This window comes from Burkholderia sp. Z1, from assembly GCF_014893795.1.
In the GTDB taxonomy this organism is placed as follows: domain Bacteria; phylum Pseudomonadota; class Gammaproteobacteria; order Burkholderiales; family Burkholderiaceae; genus Burkholderia; species Burkholderia theae.
The window spans coordinates 2,727,928-2,747,751 of the sequence record NZ_JACFYL010000001.1 but is presented as its reverse complement, the minus strand read 5'-3'; the positions used below and the strand labels follow the sequence as shown (position 1 = coordinate 2,747,751).

Here is a 19,824-nt window from a genome sequence, read left to right as displayed (position 1 = left end):
CCGACGCGCGAAAACCGCGCGTTTTTTCTTCGTTCGCAGGGGGCTGGTTTCGCGACGAGCCGTGCGGCTCGCTCGCTTTGACGGCGGCGAAGGCGGAGGCGCTCCACTGCCGCCGAAGCCGGCGGCAGCAGAGCGTATGCCGTTGCGTGTTATGCGCTGCGCCGGATCGCCGACGTCTCGCGCGGCAGCGCCTCGCTGCGTGCGCCGCAACCGAGCAGGATGCCGGCCAGCAGCACGATCAGGTGGCCTTCGGCGAAATCGAGCAGCAGCGAATTCGCGAGACTGCCGATCGCGAAGATCGCGAGCCAGGCGAGCAGCAAATGCTGCGAGCGCGGATCGAGCGTGCGGCTGCCGCGCGCGATCTGCACGATCAGGTTGATGAACAGCAGCACGCCGAGCGAGCCGAGCTGCACGGCCATCAGCAGGTATTCATTGTGCGGGTTCGACGTGAGCTGGCCCTCGGCCGCCGTCTTGCCGGCCGTGAGCCTCTCGAATTCGGATTCGAGGCCGCCCGCGCCGTAGCCGATCACGGGGCGCTGGCGATACAGCTCGAGCCCCTTCTTGTACCACTCGAGGCGCAGCCCGGTCGACGTGGCCGCGTCGCTCTGCCGGTATTGCTGCACTTCCGTCACGACCTTCGTGAGGCGGCCGTTGTGAATCGTGCACGCGGCGACCACGAGCGCGACACCGCACAGGACGAGCACGCCGGCGGCGAGCCCCGCGCGCAGCGCCGATTGCCGGCGCAGCAGCAACACGAAACGCACGGCGACGACGAGGATCAGCAGCAGCGCGATGACCTGGCCCGTGCGCCCCTGCAGCATCACGAACACATTGACGAGCGACCACGCGGCGACGCCCGCATACGCAATGCGGGACAGCGTCGAGCGGGCCGCCAGCGCGAGATCGGCTGCCTGGTAGAACAGCAGCGCGCCGAACATGCCGGCGGCGATGTGGTTCTTGAACACCCAGGCGCGCGACAGCGGCAGTTCGGTCGCGTGCGCGGGCCCGATCGAGGTCAGCCCGAGATAGTTGGTCGTCGACAACAGCAGGATCACGCACAGCGTGCCGAACCAGCAGCGCCGCACGATCGGCGCCCAGTTCGAATGACGGAACGCGAGCACGGCGAATGGCAGCAGCAGCAACTTGTCGTACTTGGCGACCCAGTTCCACGCCTTGTTGTGCGGCGCGACCGTGTACGTGACGCTGACGGCCAGCGCGGCAAGGATCAGCAGCGCCGCGAGCGAAGCCGGGTCGGTGACGAACGAGCGCAGGTCGCGCCAGAATTCGGGGGAGATCACGAGCGCGGCGGCGAACAGCCCGCAGAAGACGTTGGTCAGCGCGGTCGAGACGGGCACCATGCAGAGCGCGGCGACGGCGAATGCGCGGGCGGCGGTCAGGCGCCGCGAGGCGGGAGCGGAAAACGAAAGCATCGGAACCTGTCGAATGAACGAATGCGGCTTGCGGGCATCGTGCTGCGCGCCGCGCGTCCCGGCGGGAGACCCGGGACGAACGGCGCAGTATACGCGAAGCAGGGGGTGTTTCCGTGCAGTTTTCGGGGCTCGATCAGCTGAAGGCGCGCTTGATCCGCGAGCGCAGCAGCGCGCGTTTCAGGCGCCCTTCGACAGCCGGCGTATCGAGCGTGACGCGCGGGCCGGCCGGCTCGCCGCGATGCAGGTAGTAGCGGTCGAACGTCGCCTGGGTCATGCCCCATTTGTTGAGAAACTGGCGGCGGCCGTCGTTCTTGACGATCTTGCCCGTGCTCTTCTGCTGGAAGTGGTACACGAGGCTGTCGCCGACGCCGATGAAGATCCGGCAGCCGGCGTCCCAGCATTTCATCGAGAAGTCGTTGTCGCTGCTCATGCCCGGCGACAGCTCGCTGCTGTAGCCGCCGATGCGGTTCCACCAGTCGCGGTGCACGAGCGTCGGCGGCCAGGTCGAGCCGAGCCAGTCGGCGCGCGCGAGCCGCGGGGTGGCGTCGACGAGGCCTGCCGCGTCGAATTGCTCGGCGTCGCGGCCGAAATTGCTGACGACGACGCACGGGTTGCGCGTGTCGACCGGCTCGACCATCGTGCCCGACAGCATGAAGAGGTCGGTCGGCATCTGTTCGATGCGGCGCACGAGCGCCGCGTCCCAGCCGGGGCAGCAGTACATGTCGTCGTTCATGTAGACAACGTAGTCGCGCGTCGCGCGCGCGGCGGCCAGGTTCACCGCATGGCAGATGCCGATGTTGGTCGGCGACGCGGTGTGCTCGATGCCTTCGCTGCGCACCCAGTCGAGCGTGCCGTCCGAGCCGTCGTTCACGTGCACGATGATCTGGTGGTCGTACGCGGAGTGGCGGCGCAGGCTGTCGACGACGAGCTTGAGGTACGGCAGGTTGTTCCAGGTCGGAATGATGATGGAGAACATGGCGGTCGGATTCGGTGGTCGTCGTGGCGGGCGGCGCGCGGCGCGGCGTCTCGGGCGGGCACGCGCGGCGCGGGCAGCCCGGTATTGTAACGCCGGGCCGGCCGCGTGCCGGCGGCACGCGGGGCGGGCGTTCAGCGCGTCGGTTCGTGCCCGAGCTTCAGGAAGCGGTAATACACGGTTTCCGCGTTGAACACGGCGATCATGAAGCCTGCGCGGCCGTCGAGGAACCCGCGTCGCAGCACGTAGGTGCGCACGAACGCCCAGGCGCCGCGCGCGAGCGCCTTGCCGAAGCCGCCGCGCTGGCCGGCCGCGCGGCGCTGGCGCGCGCCGGCCGTCGAATACGCGTCGAGCTTGCGCACGACGGTTTCGAAATCCTCGTACGAGTAGTGCATCAGCTTGCCGGGCAGGCGCTGCGCGGCGGTATCGAACACGAGGCGCTCGTGCACGAGATCGTCCGAGAAACGCGCCGCACCGCGCCGGAACAGGCGCGGCACCCAGTCCGGATACCAGCCGCTGTGATGGATCCACTGGCCGCAGAAGCTCGACAGCCGGTCGAGCGCATAGACCTGCGCGGCCGGTGCGCGGATCGCATCGCGGATCGACTGCGCGAGCGCCGGGCTGACGACCTCGTCGGTATCGATCGACAGGATCCAGTCGGTGCCGAGCGCGTCGAGCGCGCGGTTCTTCTGCGGGCCGAAGCCCGGCCAGTCGCGCTCGACGATCACGCGCGCGCCGTGCGCCTGCGCGATCGCGACGGTGTCGTCGGTGCTGCCGCCGTCGATGACGACGACATCGTCGGCGAACGACAGCGCATCGAGGCACTGCGCGAGCCGCGCGGACGCGTTGAGGGCGATGAGGGCGACGCCGAGGGAGGGTTCAGCCATGAAATCGTCGGAAAGGCGGAGAAAACGGTGAGCGGCAGTATACCCGCGGCCTGGCTGCGGGCCCCATCGGCCATGGCCGTGCCGGCGGGGGCGGTGCGGCTATAATGTTGGGCCCTTTGAGGCACCCGCCCGACAGGGGCGAAATCCCGGGCGGTCACGCGCCGGGTGCCGCATCGCGGCTCAAGAAGGATTGCCTTGGAAACCCAGAACACTCTTCGCAAACCGATGGACGGCACCGGCACCTCGCCGGTCACGGTTCTCAAGCGCCTGTGGCCGTACATCCGGCCGCTGATCGGCATCGTGGTGCTCGCCGTGATGACGATGGGCGTCGTCGCGGCCACCGAGGCCGGCATTCCGGCGCTGCTCAAGCCGCTCCTCGACCACGGCTTTGGCGCGCACGGCAGCGACAACGCGAAATGGTACGTGCCGATCGCGGTGATCGGCCTCGCGCTCGTGCGCGGCGTATCGCAGTACGCATCGAATTACCTGCTCAACTACGTGTCGAACCGCATCCTGCTGCAACTGCGGCTCGAGATGTTCCAGCGGATGCTCCACACGAGCGCGTCGTTCTTCCAGCGCGAGACCGCGAGCACGGTGATCAACGCGATCGTGTTCGAGGTCAACCAGATCCTGTCGGTGCTGACCAGCGTGATGGTCACGCTCGTGCGCGATTCGCTGACCGTGATCTTCCTGCTCGGCTACCTGTTCTACCTGAACTGGCGGCTCACGCTGATCGTCGCGGTGATCCTGCCGGGCATCGGCTGGCTCGTCAGCAAGATCAACCGCCGCCTGCGCCGCCTGAACCGCGAGCACCAGACGCTGACCAACGAGCTGTCGTACATCGTCGAGGAGACGGTCGCCGGCTACAAGGTCGTCAAGGTGCATAACGGCGAGACGTACGAGATGGACCGCTTCACCGCGATGAGCAAGCGCCTGCGCGGCTACGCGATGCGCATGACGATCTCGGGCGGCCTCGCGCAGCCGCTCACGCAGTTCCTCGCGTCGATCGCGCTCGCGGTCGTGATCACGATCGCGGTCGTGCAGTCGACGAACGACCAGACGACGGTCGGCGGCTTCGTCGCGTTCGTCACGTCGATGCTGCTGGTGATCTCGCCGCTCAAGCACCTGATCGATGTCAACCAGCCGCTGCAGCGCGGGATGACCGCCGCCGAGCTGATCTTCGGGCTGATCGACGAGCCGTCCGAGCCGCAGGGCGGCGGCCGGCCGCTGCCGCAGGCGCGCGGCGAGATCGAGTTTCGCGGCGTGACGTTCGACTACGGCGCGGCCGAGCGGCCGACGCTCGACCGCATCTCGTTCAAGGTCGCGCCGGGCGAGATGATCGCGCTCGCCGGCCCGTCCGGCAGCGGCAAGACGACGCTCGTGAACCTGCTGCCGCGCTTCTTCGACCCGACCGGCGGTGCGATCCTGGTCGACGGCGTGCCGGTTGCCGACTACGACCTCCACGCGCTGCGCGGCCAGATGGCGATGGTCAGCCAGGACGTCGTGCTGTTCAACGACACGATCGCCGCGAACGTCGCGTACGGGCAGACGCCCGACCGCGCGCGCGTGCAGGCCGCGCTCGAGGCCGCGAACCTCGCCGATGCGGTCGCCGCGATGCCCGACGGGCTCGACACGCTCGTCGGCGGCAACGGGATGCGGCTGTCCGGCGGCCAGCGTCAGCGGCTCGCGATCGCGCGTGCGATCTACAAGGACGCGCCGATCCTGATCCTCGACGAGGCGACGTCGGCGCTCGATTCGGAATCGGAACGCCACGTGCAGGCCGCGCTCGAACGGCTGATGGAAGGCCGCACGACGCTCGTGATCGCGCACCGGCTGTCGACGATCGAGCGCGCGGATCGCATCCTCGTGCTCGAGGCCGGCAAGATCGTCGAAGAGGGCAGTCACGACGAACTGCTGCGCCACGGCGGCCTGTACGCGCACCTGCACCGGATCCAGTACCAGCAGCAGGCGGCCTGACGCGCGCCGTGCGCATTTGCGTCATGCACCGTGTGCTAGTCTTGATGAGGCAGGTCCAGTCGTTTCGTCCGACCTGACAACATGGAGGGAAGGCACAATGAAGAAGATGCACAGCATGATGCTGGCCGCGCTGATCGCGGCGAGTTTCGCCGCGCCGGCCGCGATGGCGCAGGATCACGACAACCACAACGACCAGGGCGACCACGGCATGCAGCGTGGCCACGGCCCGAAACGCCCGCCGCCCGGCCAGATGCGTCATGAGGACGACGTGCCGCCGCGCTGGGCCGACCAACCGCGCCGCGAGTGGCACAAGGGCGACCGGCTTCCCCCCGAGTTCCGCGATCGCCAGTACGTGATCGACGACTGGCGCGGCTATCACCTGAGCCCGCCGCCGCGCGGCTATCAATGGGTTGGCGTCGGCGGGGATCACCTGCTGGTGCAGATCGGTTCCGGCATCGTGCTGCGGATCGGCGACTGACCTTGCCGATTGCCCGGCACGTATCGCGATGCCGCGATGCGCGCCGGGCAGCCGGCCCGCCGCATCACTTTGCCGCCGTCGCGCGGCGAAACCAGCGCCGCTCGATTCTCGACATCACCCAGCACACGCCCAGCGCACATACGGTGCCGAGCGCGACCTCGCCCAGCCGCATCAGCGGAATGTCCCACAGCGGGCCGTTGCCCGGAAACAGCAGCACGATCGTGGCGGTCACGCCGCCAAGCCGTGCCGCGCTGCCGACGTTCAGGCACCAGCAGCAGACGATCGTGAGCGCCACCGCGAGCGCATAGGCAACGAGGCGATCGCCGCCGAGCGCGGCGCCCGCGAAACCGAGCACGCCGCCGATCATCGCGCCGATGAACTGGTCGCGCGACAGCGACATCGTGTCCGAGTAGTTGTGCTGCGTGACGGCGATCGCGGTGACGGCCGCCCAGACGGCCTGCTCGGTGTGCAGTGCACGGCCGATCACGAAGGCGAGGCACGCGCCGCAGACGGCCTGGATGGCCATCAGCACGCCTTGCGTGAGCCGTTCGCCGAAGGTCAGCCCCTTGAACAGATCGAAGATCGACTGCTGGATCTGCTGGCGGGCTTCGTTGAGTGTCCTGATCGTATTCATCGTGAGTCGGCCAAGAAGCGGATAACGGCGGCGCGCCGCCTTCAGTGCGCCTGTTCGGGCGATGCGGCGGCCGCTTCGTCGGCGGCCGCGTCGCCGTTCTCGACACGCGTTTCGGGCATCACGAGCCAGACCAGCAGCACCGCGAGCGCGCCGGCGCCCGCGAGCCCGAAGAAGCTGACCGCGTTGCCGAAGTGATCGGCGACGTAGCCGGCCGCGGCCGTGCTGAGCGTCGCACCGATCCCGGCCGCGAGCCCGAACAGCCCGATGCACAGGTTGTAGCGGCCCTTGCCGCCCGCGACGTCCGCCGCGATCAGCGGCAGCATCACGCCGAACACGGCCGCGCTGATGCCGTCGAGCATCTGCACGGGCACGAGCAGGTACGGGCTGCTCACGCCGGCGAACAGCAGCGCGCGCACCGGCAGCGCGGAGAAGCCGAGCAGCAGGATCGGCCTGCGCCCCCAGCGTTGCGCGGAGCGGCCGACCCACGGCGACAGCATCGCGACGATCGCCTGCGGCACGATGATGCATGCGGCGATCACGAGCTGCACGTTCTCGCCCATCCCGGCCGTGACTTCACCGGCCGCGAGATTCAGCATCGCCGCGTTCGACAGGTGGAACAGCACGACGCACGCCGCGAAGATCAGCATCCGGCGGTCGCGCAGCAGTTCGAGCAGCGTTTCGCGCTCGCCGGCTTCGCCGTGGTCGACGTGATCGTCGGGCTTCGACGATTGCGGTATCACTTCGTGCGTCGGCTGGATCATCGCGAGCGCGAACAGCGCGGGCAGCGCCAGCACGGCGGTCAGCCAGAACACCGCGCGCGCGGAGAAATATTCGCCGGTGAGCCCCATCAGGCCCGCCGCGACCGCGCTGCCGATCGACGCCCAGCGCGCGTTGCGGCCGAGCCGGTCGCCGAGGTCGGCGCGGCCGACGAGCGAGAACGAGATCGCGGCCATCGCCGGCACGAGCATGCAGCTCGCGAAACCGTGGAACACCTCGGCGGCGATCACCGGCACGATCGTCGGGCTCGACGCGAGCAGCACCGCGGACAGGATGATGGCCACGATCGCCCACGCGGCCGCGCCTTTCTTGTTCTTCAGCGCATCGACGGCCGCGCCGCCCGGCACCTGGCTGACCATTGCGCTGATCGTGCCGATCGACAGCACCATGCCGATCTCGCCCTGCGTCCACTTGTGCGACGCGAGGTAGGACGCGATGAACGGACCGAACCCTGTTTGAACGTTTGCAACGAAGAAGTTGAGCCAGTCGAGGGACCGGAGACTGCGTACGCTGACGGAATGCTTGATCGTCATCGGGCAACACTCGCAGACGAAGCCGGCGCCGGGGCAACAGGCGGCGAGACCACGATGATCGGCTTGTCTGCCGCGTACGGCGGCGACGCCTTGATCTGCGCGTCGTTCAGGTCGAGCTGCGGATGCAGTGCCTTGTCGCGCGTGACGAAGCGCAGTGCGCCCCAGCTCGCGGCGATCGAGCGGCGGTCGGTATTGACGAGCCCGCCGAGGTCGAGCACGACGGCCTGCGGTTGGGCGCCTCGGTCGATCAGCACGTCGACGATGCGGCCGATCTTCGTGCCGTTCGGGCGCTCGACATCGCTGTCGAGCATCGGCAGCCGCGTCGCGGGCGAGGCCGCGGCCGAGCCCGACAGCGGCACCGCCTTCGGCCGCGCGGCCGGCGGCAGGTCGCCCGACGGCACGTCGAGCACGATCGGCTCCTGTTTGCCGCCGGGCGTGAAGCGGAACACGTTCCACGGGAAGATGACCTTGCGGTCGCCGACGCCCATGAAGCCCTGCAGGTTGACGGTCATCTCGCGCGGCTTGCCGCCCGCGTCGACCACCATGTCGACCGCGCGGCCGATCACCTTGCCGTTGCGGCGCGCGACTTCGCTGTCGAGCAGCGCATGGATCTGGGTGCGGTCGATCGGGCGCGTCGCGACGAGCGGCGCGGGCGGCGGCGGGGGCGGCGTCGGCGTTTCGGGGCGCTGCACGGGCTTCGGCCGTGTCACCTCGCGGTGCGGCTTCTTCGGCGCTTCCGGTTCTTCCGGCTGCGTCGGCGCCGGCACGGGCGGCATCGTCAGCGGCTCGCCGGCCGTTTCCTCGACAGGCTCGACGAGCGCCTCGCTGATCGGCGCGGGCGGATTCTGGGTCGGCAGCAGTCCACAGCCGGACAGCAGCGCGGCGGCGGCGAGAATCAGGAAGACCGTCGAGGACGGAAACGACTTGCGGGATGCGGGAAACGGAAGTCCGCCGCTCATTGACACTCACTCCATGGGTCGGGGGCGGCCCTAGGGCACGCGGCTGGCGATGGATGGCGGGTGCGGGCGGCGCACCACGCGAGGTGAGAGTTTAACGTGTCTTGCTTTCAGGACCGATTTCGATGGCCTGTTGGAGGCGGACTGTCGGGAAAAGGTAGGGATCGGCGCGGTGCGATTCGTGGGAGTCGGTACGGGTGGCGCGGGTGCCGAGCGGCGGGGGCGGAGAGAGAGGGCGCACGCCGGCGCCTCAGACGGCGCCGGCCTCGCCCGCCTTCAAGGCGGACAGGCGCGGGCGCCGCCCGATACGGCGAGAGGCCGGAAAATCAGGCGTCCGGATACCACGCGTCGGTGAATTCGCTGACCTTGACGTCGGTCAGTTCCGGCCGTGCGGCCAGCCAGCCGCGCACGATCTCGCGATCGGCGTCGGTCGTCGTACCGCGCGGTGCGCCGGAGATCACGTAAGCGCCGATGCCTTCGTCCGCGGATGCGACGGTCAGGAGCCCGTGCGCTTCGACGAAATCGATGAACGCGTCGATCAGCTCGCCGCGTTCGAGGTCGGTCAGCTCGTTGCGGTAATGTGCGGTTGCGTTGAACGCGAGTTCCTGGAATTCGCCGATGTGGAGTTTCTTGCGCTGGCGGCGGTTGTGGCCTTGGCTCATGGTATGTCGTGAATGCGAAAAGGGGTGTGAAAGGGCGGCGGCGGGTGCGGACGCGGCGTGCGCGAGCGACCCGGGCGCCGCATCGAAGCGCCGCGCGGCAATGCCGGCGGCGGGATGGGCGGAACCTTACATCAGCACGATATCGTACTGCTCCTGGCTCAGGTTCGATTCGACCTGCAGCGATACCGGCTTGCCGATGAAGTCGATCAGCATCGCGAGATGCTGCGACTCCTCGTCGAGGAACAGGTCGATCACCTGCTGCGCGGCGATCACGCGGAATTCGCGCGGGTTGAACTGCCGCGATTCGCGCAGGATCTCGCGCAGGACGTCGTAGCACACGGTGCGCGACGTCTTCACCTGGCCCTTGCCCTGGCAGGTCGGGCATGGTTCGCACAGCACGTGCGCGAGCGATTCGCGCGTGCGCTTGCGCGTCATCTCGACGAGACCGAGTTGCGAGAAGCCGTTGACCGTCACGCGCGTGCGGTCGCGCGACAGCGCCTTCTTCAGCTCGGACAGCACCGCGTCGCGATGCTCGGCGTTCTCCATGTCGATGAAGTCGATGATGATGATCCCGCCGAGGTTGCGCAGCCGCAGTTGCCGCGCGATCGTGTGCGCGGCCTCGAGGTTGGTCTTGAAGATCGTGTCGTCGAAGTTGCGTGCGCCGACATAACCGCCCGTGTTGACGTCGATCGTCGTCATCGCCTCGGTCTGGTCGATCATCAGGTAGCCGCCCGATTTCAGGTCGACGCGGCGCGACAGCGCGCGCTGGATCTCCGTCTCGATGTTGTACAGGTCGAACAGCGGCCGCTCGCCCGTGTAGTGGTGCAGCTTCGGGGCCACGGCCGGCGTGAACTCGGACGCGAATTCCGCGAGGCGCTGGTACGTCTCGCGCGAATCGACCTGGATGCGCGTCGTGTCGTCGTTCGAGAAATCGCGCAGCACGCGCTGCGCGAGATCGAGATCCTGGTACAGCAGGCTCGTCGCCGGCAGCCGCTGCGCAAGCCCGACGATGGTCGCCCAGGTCTTGCGCAGGTACGTGACGTCGCCGGCCAGTTCGTCGGAGGTGGCGTCCTCGGCGATCGTCCGCACGATGTAGCCGCCTTTCTCGTCCGGCGGGATCACGGCCGTCAGGCGCGCACGCACGGCCTCGCGCTCGGCCTCGCTCTCGATCTTCTGCGAGATGCCGATATGCGGCTCCTGCGGCAGGTAGACGAGCGTGCGGCCCGCGATGCTGACCTGCGTCGACAGCCGCGCGCCCTTCGTGCCGATCGGATCCTTGATCACCTGGACCATCAGCGTCTGGCCTTCGAACACGGTCTTTTCGATCGGCTGGTGCGGCGCGCTCGACTGCGGCTCGCCCGCGATGCGCGGCTGCCAGATGTCGGCGACGTGCAGAAACGCCGCGCGCTCGAGGCCGATATCGATGAACGCCGACTGCATGCCGGGCAGCACGCGCACGACCTTGCCGAGATAGATGTTGCCGACCCGCCCGCGCGACAGCGTGCGCTCGACGTGAAGCTCCTGCACCGCGCCTTGCTGGACGAGTGCGACCCGCGTTTCCTGCGGCGTGAGGTTGATCAGGATTTCTTCGTTCATGGTGGGATTCAGAAGGCGACACGCGCCGCACGCAGCAGCGCGGCGGTCTCAAAGAGGGGCAGACCCATGATACCCGAATGGGAACCGTCGATCCGCTCGATGAATTCGGCGGCGCGCCCCTGGATCGCGTACGCACCGGCCTTGCCGAACGGCTCGCCCGTTTCGACGTAGCGCGCGTAGGCGTCGTGCGACGCGGCCGCGAAGCGCACCGACGAGCGCGACAGCGCGGGCGGCAGCAGTTCGCCGCCGGCATCGATCACGGCGACGGCGGTCAGCACCGCGTGTTCGCGGCCCGCGAGGCGCGTCAGCATCGCGAGCGCATCATCGGCGTCGGCCGGCTTGCCGAGGATCGCGCCATCGATGGTCACGGTCGTATCGGCGACCAGCACCGGCGCGGCCGGCTTGCCGCTCGCGACGAGGCGCGCACGCGCGGCCTCGGCCTTCGCGACGGTCACGCGCCGCACGTACGCATCGGCGGCTTCGCCGGGCAGTTCGGCCTCGAGCGCCTCGGCGTCCTCGTCGGGGCGCGGCAGCAGCAGCTCGAAGCGTACGCCGATCTGCTGCAGCAGCTCCTGGCGGCGCGGGCTTTGCGAAGCGAGGTAAAGGGTGGGGAAAAGCGCGGGGGACGTGCTGGACGGCATGGTGTCGTTATCTCGGTGAGCGCGCGCGGCGCGCGTCTCGAGGACGACACGTCATGCGCGGTGATAGGGGTGATTCTGCGTGATGCTCCACGCCCGGTAAAGCTGTTCGGCGAGCAGCACGCGCACCATCCCGTGCGGCAGCGTCATGCTCGAGATGCGCAGCAGCACGTCGGCGCGTGCTTTCAGTTCCGGATCGAGCCCGTCGGCGCCGCCGATCACGAATGCGACGTCGCGGCCGTCCTGCTGCCAGCCGGGCAGCGCCTGCGCGAGCTGCATCGTGGTCCAGTCGCGGCCGCGCTCGTCGAGCGCGACGAGGCGCGCGCCCTTCGGCAGCGCGGCCTCGATCTTCTGCCGCTCGGCTGCCATCACGCTGTCGGCGCTACGGCCGCCCGAACGCAGTTCGGGCTTGATTTCGCGCAACTCGATGCGCAGCTCGGGCGGCATCCGCTTCGTGTATTCGTCGAAGCCGGATGCGATCCAGCCCGGCATCTTGTGGCCGACCGCGAGGATGAAAAGCTTCATCGGGACGATTCGTGACGACTTAGCGGCGGCGGGCGGCCGTTTTGCGCGCCGGGCGGGCTGCCGGTGCTTCTTCCTCGTCGTCCTCGTCTTCGCTTGCGGTGGCGAAGCCGTTCGTGCCCTTGCCGCCGCCGAGCTTCATCCGGACAGGCTTGTCTCCCCAGATTTCCTCGAGGTTGTAGTACTGGCGCAGGGCCGGCTGCAGGATGTGCACGACGGCGTCGCCGCAGTCGACGAGCACCCATTCGCCGGTGTCTTCGCCTTCGGAGCTGACGACGTCGCCGCCGGCTTCCTTGACCTTGTCGCGCACGTTCGACGCGAGGGCCTTGGTCTGGCGGTTGGAGGTGCCCGAGGCGACGACCACGCGGTCGAACAGTTCGGTCAGGTGGCTGGTGTTGAACACCTTGATGTCTTGCGCCTTGACGTCTTCGAGGGCGTCGACGATCACGCGCTGCAGTTTGCGAATATCCATGGAATCAGGTGTGGTAGAGGCGATGTTGAAGAATATAGGCCCATACGGCGGCCGGCACATGCTCGGCCGACGCGTCGGGCATTTGCGCATGGCGCGCGATGCATTCGCGCAGGTGCGCGCGGATGTCGGTCGCGGCAATGTCGAACGCGAGTGCCGTGTCGATCAGCAGGCTGCCGGCCGGCGTGGCCTTCAGCACGTCGGCGCCGGCCTGCCGCGCGGCGATTTCCCGCGCGACGTCCGGCGGCGCCGCGCCGAGCTCGAAGCCCGGTCGCGTCGACGCGCAGATGTGCGCGTAGTCGAACAGCTTGCGCCAGTCTCGCCACGTGTCGAGGCGCACGAGCTGGTCGGCACCGATCAGCAGCGACAGCGACGCGTTCGGGCCGATCCGCTCGCGCCAGCGCGCGAGCGTGTCGACCGTGTAGGTCGGGCCGGCGTGCTCGATCTCGTCGGTCGCGACGGTCACGGTCACGCCCGGCAGCACGAGCGCATCCGCGGCCGCGCGCGTCATCGCGAGCCGGTGCTCGGCGGCCGACACGTCGCGCTTCTGGTACGGCTGCCCGGCGGGCAGCAGCACGAGCTCGGTCAGACCGAGCAGCTCGGCGAACCGGCGCGCGAGCGCGAGATGGCCGTCGTGGATCGGGTCGAAAGTGCCGCCCAGCAAGCCGATACGACGCGGCAGCGGGGCGGGGCGGAGGGTGGTGTCCAGAAACGCGTCCTTTTCTTGGGGCAGCGGGGCGCGCGGGCTCACACCCAGTCGCGCGGCACGATGAAGTCGCTGTACAGGCGCGCTTCGGGCGTGCCCGGCTCGGGCTGCCAGTTGTAGCGCCAGTTCGCGACCGGCGGCATCGACATCAGGATCGACTCGGTCCGGCCGCCGCTTTGCAGGCCGAACAGCGTGCCACGGTCGAACACGAGGTTGAATTCGACATAGCGGCCGCGCCGGTACGCCTGGAAATCGCGCTCGCGCTCGCCGTACGGCAGGTCGACGCGGCGCTCGACGATCGGCAGGTAGGCCTGCAGGAACGCATCGCCGACGCTTTGCATCATGTCAAACGAGCGTTCGAAACCGGGTTCGGAGAAATCGTCGAAGAAGATCCCGCCGATGCCGCGCATTTCGTTGCGGTGCTTCAGGAAGAAATATTCGTCGCACCACTTCTTGAAGCGCGGGTACAGCTCGACGCCGAACGGGTCGAGCGCATCCTTGCAGGTCTGGTGGAAATGCCGTGCGTCGTCCTCGAAACCGTAAACCGGTGTCAGATCCATGCCGCCGCCGAACCAGAACACGGGCTCCTCGCCCGGTTTCGTCGCGATCAGCATCCGCACGTTCATGTGCACGGTCGGGCAGTACGGATTGCGCGGGTGCAGCACGAGCGACACGCCGAGCGCCTCGAAGCCGCGGCCCGCGAGCTGCGGGCGCGCCGCGCTCGCCGACGGCGGCAGCGCGTCGCCCGCGACGTCGGAAAAGCCGATTCCCGCGCGTTCGAACACGCGGCCGCCCTCGAGAATCCGCGTGCAGCCGCCGCCGCGCAGGCGTTCGGCCGGGCCGCGCTGCCATGCGTCGGTCGCGAGCGGCGTGCCGTCGAGCGCGCCGAGCGCGTCGGCGATGCGTGCCTGCAGGCCCTGGAGGTACGTGCGCACGCGCGCCACGTCGTAGGTCGAATCGGTCATGTCTGGACTGAGTGCCCCCGCCCGAAGCGGGAGCCGTAAAAAAGGCATCTGCCGGGCATTCTATCGAACCCCGGCAGAGGGGCCTGTTCCCGCTAATAACGGGCTTGCGAACGTGCCTTGCCGGTCGCAGTGCAAGGCGCGAGGAGCGCCGTTTGGCCGAGCCAAACAAGCGACGAGCAACGCCGCAATGCGGCCGGCAAGGCACGTTCCCGAAACTAACAAAATTCCATCCCTGGGGCTGGCCCCCAGAAGGGCCGATCGCCGCGTCATGCTCCTTGCGAATACGTCGAGTATTCGCTTCGTCGCAGTCCTTGCGCTCGGCCCTTCTGGGGGCCAGCGCAAGCCCGTTATTAGCGGGAACAGGCCCCTTCGGCCGCGCAGCCTATCGGCGCGGCCGAAGCTAACGTCACGCGTTCTTGCGGTTGAGCGCGCGGAAGCCGATGTCGCGGCGGTACTGCATGCCTTCGAAATTGATCTGGTTGATCGTGTCGTACGCATGCTGCTGCGCTTCGCGCACCGAATCGGCGAGGCCGACCACGCACAGCACGCGGCCGCCGGACGTCGTCAGCTTGTCGCCGTCGCCGAGCGTCGTGCCTGCATGGAACGTGACTGCCTGTTCGGTCTCGGCCGGGATCCCGTTGATGCGGTCGCCCTTGCGCGGCGCGTCCGGGTAGCCGTGCGCGGCCAGCACGACGCCGAGCGCGGTGCGGCGGTCCCAGTCGAGTTCGACCGTGTCGAGCGTGCCCGCGATCGCCTGTTCGACGATCTTCGAGAAATCGCTCTTCAGGCGCGCCATGATCGGCTGCGTTTCCGGGTCGCCCATCCGGCAGTTGAACTCGAGCGTGCGCGGATTGCCTTCCTTGTCGATCATCAGGCCCGCATACAGGAAGCCCGTGAAGCGGATGCCGTCCTTCTCCATCCCGCGCACGGTCGGCATGATGATCTCGCGCATCACGCGTGCGTGCATTTGCGGCGTGACGATCGGCGCGGGCGAATACGCGCCCATGCCACCGGTGTTCGGGCCGCGGTCCTCGTCGAGCAGGCGCTTGTGGTCCTGGCTGGAAGCCAGCGCCAGCGCGTGCTTGCCGTCGACCATCACGATGAAGCTCGCTTCCTCGCCGTCGAGGAATTCCTCGATCACGACGCGCGCGCCGGCATCGCCGAGCTTGTTGCCCGACAGCATCATGTCGACCGCTGCATGCGCTTCCTCGAGCGTCATCGCGACGACGACACCCTTGCCGGCCGCGAGGCCGTCGGCCTTCACGACGATCGGCGCACCCTTCGCGTCGATGTACGCGTGTGCGGCGGCGACATCGGCGAAGGTTTCGTAGTCGGCCGTCGGGATGCCGTGGCGCTTCATGAACGCCTTCGCGAAATCCTTCGAGCTTTCGAGCTGCGCGGCTTCGCGGGTCGGGCCGAACACCTTCAGGCCGCGCGCGCGGAACAGGTTGACGATGCCGGCCGCGAGCGGTGCTTCCGGCCCGACGAGCGTGAACGCGACGCCTTCGCGTTCCGCGAAATCGGCGAGTTCGTCGAGCGCCGTGATGTCGACGTTCTTCAGGCGCTCGTCCTGCGCCGTGCCGCCATTGCCCGGTGCGACGTAGACCATCTGGACGCGCGGCGACTGCGCGAGCTTCCACGCCAGCGCATGTTCGCGGCCGCCGGAACCGACGACGAGTAGTTTCATGGGATTCCCCGCAGACTAGAAAACAGGGCGGCCGGCACGCTCAGGCGCGCCGGCCGCGGATTCGGTCGGGCCGCCGCCGCGACAGATGCACGGCGGCCGGCATTTCATTCCTCGACGATGACGGCGTTCGTATACACGTCCTGCACGTCGTCGAGGTTCTCGAGCGCGTCCAGGAGCTTCTGCATCTTCGCCGCGTCGTCGCCGGTGAATTCGACTTCGTTCTGCGGCTTCATCGTCACTTCGGCGAGTTCGGCCTTGAAGCCGGCGGCTTCGAGCGCGTCCTTCACCGCCGAGAATGCCTGCCAGTCGCACAGCACTTCGATCGAGCCGTCGTCGTTCGTGTTCACGTCGTTCGCGCCGGCTTCGAGCGCGGCTTCCATCAGCGCGTCTTCCGATGTGCCGGGGGCGAACAGGAACTGGCCGACGTGATCGAACATGAACGCGACCGAACCGTCGGTGCCCATGTTGCCGCCGAACTTCGAGAACGCGTGGCGGACTTCCGCGACCGTGCGGGTGCGGTTGTCGGTCAGCGTGTCGACGATGATCGCCGCGCCGCTGATGCCGTAGCCTTCGTAGCGGATTTCCTCGTAGTTCGCGCCGTCCGCGCCGCCGACGCCGCGATCGATCGCGCGCTTGACGTTGTCCTTCGGCATGTTCGCGTCGGCCGCCTTGTCGACCGCGAGACGCAGGCGCGGGTTCGAGTTGACGTCGCCGCCGCCGAGGCGCGCCGCGACCTGGATTTCCTTGATCAGGCGGGTCCAGATCTTGCCGCGCTTCGCGTCGGCCGCTGCCTTCTTATGCTTGATGTTGGCCCATTTCGAATGACCAGCCATACCTTTCTCCGTGCCCGGGCGCGCTGCGCGGGCGATTGTGCCAATGTGTCGTTGAATCGGCGGCCGTTTCGGCGGGCATGAAGCCGCGGGGCCGCGCGTGTCGAGTGGATCGAGATTTTATCACGCGGCGACCGTCGGATCGGGGCCGCCGCGCATGGCCGAACGGCCGGGCAGGCCGCCGCGGACCGGGCCGCGCGCCGCGCGGCGGCCCAGGCCGTCAGTTCTTGGTGCCGAACAGGCGGTCGCCCGCGTCGCCGAGGCCCGGCACGATGTACGCGTGCTCGTTCAGGTGCGAATCGAGCGACGCGACGAACAGCTTCACGTCGGGGTGCGCGTCCTGGAACACCTGCACGCCCTCGGGCGCGGCGACCAGCGCGACGAACGTGATGTTCGCGGCCGGCACGTTGCGGCGCTTGAGCACGTCGACCGCATGCACGGCCGAGTAGCCGGTCGCGACCATCGGGTCGCACAGGATGAAGATGCGGTCTTCCAGATCCGGCAGGCGCACCAGGTATTCGACCGGGCGGTGGTCCTCGGCGCGGTAGACGCCGATGTGGCCGACGCGCGCGGACGGAACCAGGTCGAGCAGGCCGTCCGACATCCCGATACCTGCGCGCAGCACCGGCACGATCGCCAGTTTCTTGCCCGCGATCACCGGCGCGTCGACCTCGACGAGCGGGGTTTCGACCCGCTTGGTCGTGATCGGCAGGTTGCGGGTGATCTCGTAACCCATCAGCAGCGTGATTTCGCGCAGCAGCTCGCGGAACGTGCGCGTGGACGTGTCCTTGTCGCGCATGTGCGTGAGCTTGTGCTGGATCAGCGGGTGATCGGTGATGAAGAGATTCGGGAAACGGCTGTCCTGTTTCATGACGGGGGCGCCTTTACGGCAAAAGAGGATCGGGGGCGGAGGCGGGCGCAAGCCGGCCGTGCGCTTATGCCCGCAATTTTACCAAGGCGCGCCGCCTGATCCGGATAATATCGACGTCTCACGACAATCCGCGCGCCTGCGCCCGCCCGTTCGCCTGCCTGGCCCGCCCGTGGCCATGGGCCGAAGCGACCGGGTCGCGCCGGCGCGCGTCGCCAACCAGGAGTCGACGATGGATCTCGGCATCGCAGGAAAGACCGCGCTCGTATGCGCGGCAAGCAAGGGGCTCGGTCGCGGCTGCGCGGAAGCGCTGGCCGCCGAAGGCGTGAATCTCGTGATCGTCGCGCGCACGCGCGACACGCTCGACGCGACGGCCGACGCGATCCGCGCGGCGTCCGGCGTGACGGTCACGGCGGTCGCCTGCGACATCACGACGCCGGACGGCCGCGCGGCCGCGCTCGCCGCGTGCCCGCAGCCGGACATTCTCGTGACGAATGCCGGCGGCCCGCCGCCCGGCGACTTCCGCGACTTCTCGCACGACGACTGGATCCGCGCGCTCGAGTCGAACATGCTGACGCCGATCGAGCTGATCCGCGCGACCATCGACCCGATGATCGCGCGCGGCTTCGGCCGGATCGTCAACATCACGAGTTCGGCCGTGAAGGCGCCGATCGACGTGCTCGCGCTGTCGAACGGCGCGCGCTCCGGGCTGACCGGCTTCGTCGCCGGGCTGTCGCGCAAGGTCGCCGGTCAGGGCGTGACGATCAACAACCTGCTGCCGGGGCTGTTCGACACCGACCGGATCGCGACGACGCTCACCGCATCGGCGAAGGCGCAGGGCGTGACGGTCGACGAAATGCGTGCGCGGCGCACGAAGGACATCCCGGCCGGCCGCCTCGGCACGCGCGACGAATTCGGCGCGGCGTGCGCGTTCCTGTGCAGCGTGCATGCCGGCTATATCACCGGGCAGAACTGGCTGCTCGACGGCGGCGCGTACCCGGGCACGTTCTGACGCGCGCCCGATTCACGATCACGACAACAACCGAACGACGAAGGAACTGGAGATGAGCAAACCCCGCATCGCACTGATTGCGCACGACGCGAAGAAGGACGAGATCGTCGCACTTGCGGGTCAATTCCGCGCGACGCTCGCGCAATGCCGGCTGGTCGCGACGGGCACGACGGGCGGCCGCATCGCGGCCGCGCACGGGCTGGAGGTCGAGCGCAAGCTGTCGGGGCCGCTCGGCGGCGACCTGCAGATCGGCGCGGAACTGGCCGACGGCCGCATCGACATTGTCGTGTTCCTGCGCGACCCGATGACCGCGCAGCCGCACGACCCCGACATCACCGCGCTCGTGCGCGCGTGCGACGTGCACGATGTGCCGGTCGCGACCAACGTGGCCACCGCGCGGATGCTGCTCGACGATCTGGCGCGCAACATGCAGGACATCTGCTAGGCGCTTGCCGGGGCTGGTGACGAAACGAGGGTGAAGCGGTGCGCCCGCTCGGGCGTTGACCGCTTCTCGCGCCGGCGGCGACGAATGATCGTGGCAGTGAAGACGTCATCGGTCGTTCGCCGCATCTGGAGGTAACCTCCGCCGGCGGATCAGTTGACCGTCTGGATCAGCAGGGTGGCCTGCCCGCTGTTGTCGGCGCAGACATCGTCGGTGATGAAGCTCCAGAGGGGGAGGACGGTCGAGCCGCCGGTTACGTCGACGACGGTCGGCTGCTTCGTCACCGCCACGCCCCATCGCGCATTGCCCATGCCGCCCAGCACGTGCACGGTGTCGATCAGGCAACCGTTCCCGCCCGTGCAACTCATGGTGTTCGTCGAAAGTGACATCACGTATCGACCGGGGGCGAGTTGGAACGCAGCCGAATTGCCGTACGACGGGCCTGGCACGATCGCGTTTTGAATGCAGTTCTGCTTCGCATCGATCGTGATCGAGGTCGCGGCTTGGGCGGTGAAGGAGGCAAGGGCAAGCAGAACGGATGCAACGACGGGAATGCGCATGACTCGGATCCTTGATTTGAATGTAATGGTTTTTTGAAGGCACATCGGCGCGACTTGGCCGACCTCTTGCTTAACGGCATGCACGAACCTGTCTTTATGCTTTCATGTGAGTTTGTTTGACGGGGATCGCATCGAGTCGTCTTGTCGCCTTCCCGAGGCGGCGCGAGCAAGGAATTCGCTGATGCGCGAAAATCAGGCGTTCCGTCGTCAGACGGCCGAATC

At 68.2% G+C, this 19,824-nt stretch carries 21 protein-coding genes; 4 read left to right on the top strand and 17 right to left on the bottom strand.

The window, feature by feature from the left end:
- Positions 1-149 precede the first annotated feature (149 nt).
- The 3 genes from H3H55_RS12725 to H3H55_RS12715 all read right to left on the bottom strand — a co-directional run bounded on the left by H3H55_RS12725 (position 150) and on the right by H3H55_RS12715 (position 3,290).
- Entirely contained in the window at positions 150-1,430 is a 1,281-nt protein-coding gene (locus tag H3H55_RS12725; RefSeq protein WP_193098788.1) for an O-antigen ligase family protein, read from the bottom strand.
- Positions 1,431-1,563: 133 nt separating this feature from the next.
- Positions 1,564-2,406, bottom strand: a complete 843-nt coding sequence (locus H3H55_RS12720; RefSeq protein WP_193098787.1) for a glycosyltransferase family 2 protein — start codon at positions 2,404-2,406, stop codon at positions 1,564-1,566.
- A 131-nt stretch (positions 2,407-2,537) separates the two neighbouring features.
- Positions 2,538-3,290, bottom strand: coding sequence for a glycosyltransferase family 2 protein (locus H3H55_RS12715; RefSeq protein WP_193098786.1), 753 nt, complete (start codon positions 3,288-3,290; stop codon positions 2,538-2,540).
- 225 nt (positions 3,291-3,515) lie between these two features.
- Here H3H55_RS12715 and msbA point away from each other — a divergent pair, with 225 nt between their 5' ends.
- Entirely contained in the window at positions 3,516-5,267 is a 1,752-nt protein-coding gene (gene msbA / locus H3H55_RS12710) for a lipid A export permease/ATP-binding protein MsbA (RefSeq protein WP_226800189.1), read from the top strand.
- A gap of 97 nt (positions 5,268-5,364) precedes the next feature.
- A complete protein-coding gene (locus tag H3H55_RS12705; protein WP_193098784.1) occupies positions 5,365-5,745 on the top strand; it encodes an RcnB family protein in 381 nt (126 codons plus the stop codon).
- Positions 5,746-5,809: 64 nt separating this feature from the next.
- On the opposite strand, the gene H3H55_RS12700 is transcribed toward H3H55_RS12705, so the two are convergent.
- The 13 genes from H3H55_RS12700 to upp all read right to left on the bottom strand — a co-directional run bounded on the left by H3H55_RS12700 (position 5,810) and on the right by upp (position 17,591).
- Positions 5,810-6,379 (bottom strand): FUSC family protein, encoded by a 570-nt coding sequence (locus H3H55_RS12700; RefSeq protein WP_193098783.1) that lies wholly within the window; start codon positions 6,377-6,379, stop codon positions 5,810-5,812.
- 41 nt (positions 6,380-6,420) lie between these two features.
- On the bottom strand, positions 6,421-7,689 hold the full coding sequence (locus H3H55_RS12695) for an MFS transporter (RefSeq protein ID WP_129512642.1): 1,269 nt from the start codon (positions 7,687-7,689) through the stop codon (positions 6,421-6,423).
- The gene (locus tag H3H55_RS12690; protein ID WP_193098782.1) at positions 7,686-8,648 is read right to left on the bottom strand and encodes a PRC-barrel domain-containing protein; all 963 of its coding nucleotides are present in this window, start codon (positions 8,646-8,648) and stop codon (positions 7,686-7,688) included. The genes H3H55_RS12695 and H3H55_RS12690 overlap by 4 nt, the downstream gene beginning before the upstream one ends.
- A gap of 323 nt (positions 8,649-8,971) precedes the next feature.
- Positions 8,972-9,307 (bottom strand): YggL family protein, encoded by a 336-nt coding sequence (locus tag H3H55_RS12685; protein WP_193098781.1) that lies wholly within the window; start codon positions 9,305-9,307, stop codon positions 8,972-8,974.
- A 126-nt stretch (positions 9,308-9,433) separates the two neighbouring features.
- On the bottom strand, positions 9,434-10,903 hold the full coding sequence (gene rng, locus H3H55_RS12680) for a ribonuclease G (protein WP_129512639.1): 1,470 nt from the start codon (positions 10,901-10,903) through the stop codon (positions 9,434-9,436).
- 8 nt (positions 10,904-10,911) lie between these two features.
- Positions 10,912-11,544, bottom strand: a complete 633-nt coding sequence (locus H3H55_RS12675) for a Maf family protein (protein WP_048249281.1) — start codon at positions 11,542-11,544, stop codon at positions 10,912-10,914.
- Between the two features lie 51 nt (positions 11,545-11,595).
- Positions 11,596-12,066, bottom strand: a complete 471-nt coding sequence (gene rlmH, locus H3H55_RS12670) for a 23S rRNA (pseudouridine(1915)-N(3))-methyltransferase RlmH (protein ID WP_048249282.1) — start codon at positions 12,064-12,066, stop codon at positions 11,596-11,598.
- Between the two features lie 19 nt (positions 12,067-12,085).
- Positions 12,086-12,535 carry a ribosome silencing factor gene (rsfS, locus tag H3H55_RS12665; RefSeq protein ID WP_129512638.1) on the bottom strand — a complete coding sequence of 150 codons (450 nt, stop codon included), beginning with the start codon at positions 12,533-12,535 and terminating at the stop codon, positions 12,086-12,088.
- 4 nt (positions 12,536-12,539) lie between these two features.
- A complete protein-coding gene (locus H3H55_RS12660; RefSeq protein WP_193099488.1) occupies positions 12,540-13,265 on the bottom strand; it encodes a nicotinate-nucleotide adenylyltransferase in 726 nt (241 codons plus the stop codon).
- A 14-nt stretch (positions 13,266-13,279) separates the two neighbouring features.
- Positions 13,280-14,203 (bottom strand): oxygen-dependent coproporphyrinogen oxidase, encoded by a 924-nt coding sequence (gene hemF, locus H3H55_RS12655; protein ID WP_129512636.1) that lies wholly within the window; start codon positions 14,201-14,203, stop codon positions 13,280-13,282.
- A 406-nt stretch (positions 14,204-14,609) separates the two neighbouring features.
- Positions 14,610-15,890 (bottom strand): phosphoribosylamine--glycine ligase, encoded by a 1,281-nt coding sequence (purD, locus tag H3H55_RS12650; protein WP_193098780.1) that lies wholly within the window; start codon positions 15,888-15,890, stop codon positions 14,610-14,612.
- 104 nt (positions 15,891-15,994) lie between these two features.
- Entirely contained in the window at positions 15,995-16,723 is a 729-nt protein-coding gene (locus H3H55_RS12645; RefSeq protein ID WP_006478227.1) for a YebC/PmpR family DNA-binding transcriptional regulator, read from the bottom strand.
- 217 nt (positions 16,724-16,940) lie between these two features.
- Entirely contained in the window at positions 16,941-17,591 is a 651-nt protein-coding gene (upp, locus tag H3H55_RS12640) for a uracil phosphoribosyltransferase (protein ID WP_048249293.1), read from the bottom strand.
- 229 nt (positions 17,592-17,820) lie between these two features.
- Between upp and H3H55_RS12635 the strand changes: the two genes are divergently transcribed.
- Together H3H55_RS12635 and H3H55_RS12630 are read left to right on the top strand one after the other, a co-directional pair.
- Entirely contained in the window at positions 17,821-18,600 is a 780-nt protein-coding gene (locus H3H55_RS12635; protein ID WP_129512634.1) for an SDR family oxidoreductase, read from the top strand.
- Positions 18,601-18,652: 52 nt separating this feature from the next.
- The gene (locus H3H55_RS12630) at positions 18,653-19,045 is read left to right on the top strand and encodes a methylglyoxal synthase (protein WP_193098779.1); all 393 of its coding nucleotides are present in this window, start codon (positions 18,653-18,655) and stop codon (positions 19,043-19,045) included.
- 149 nt (positions 19,046-19,194) lie between these two features.
- Here H3H55_RS12630 and H3H55_RS12625 read toward each other — a convergent pair whose 3' ends face one another.
- Positions 19,195-19,602, bottom strand: coding sequence for a hypothetical protein (locus H3H55_RS12625; RefSeq protein WP_129512632.1), 408 nt, complete (start codon positions 19,600-19,602; stop codon positions 19,195-19,197).
- Between the last annotated feature and the right edge of the window lie 222 nt (positions 19,603-19,824).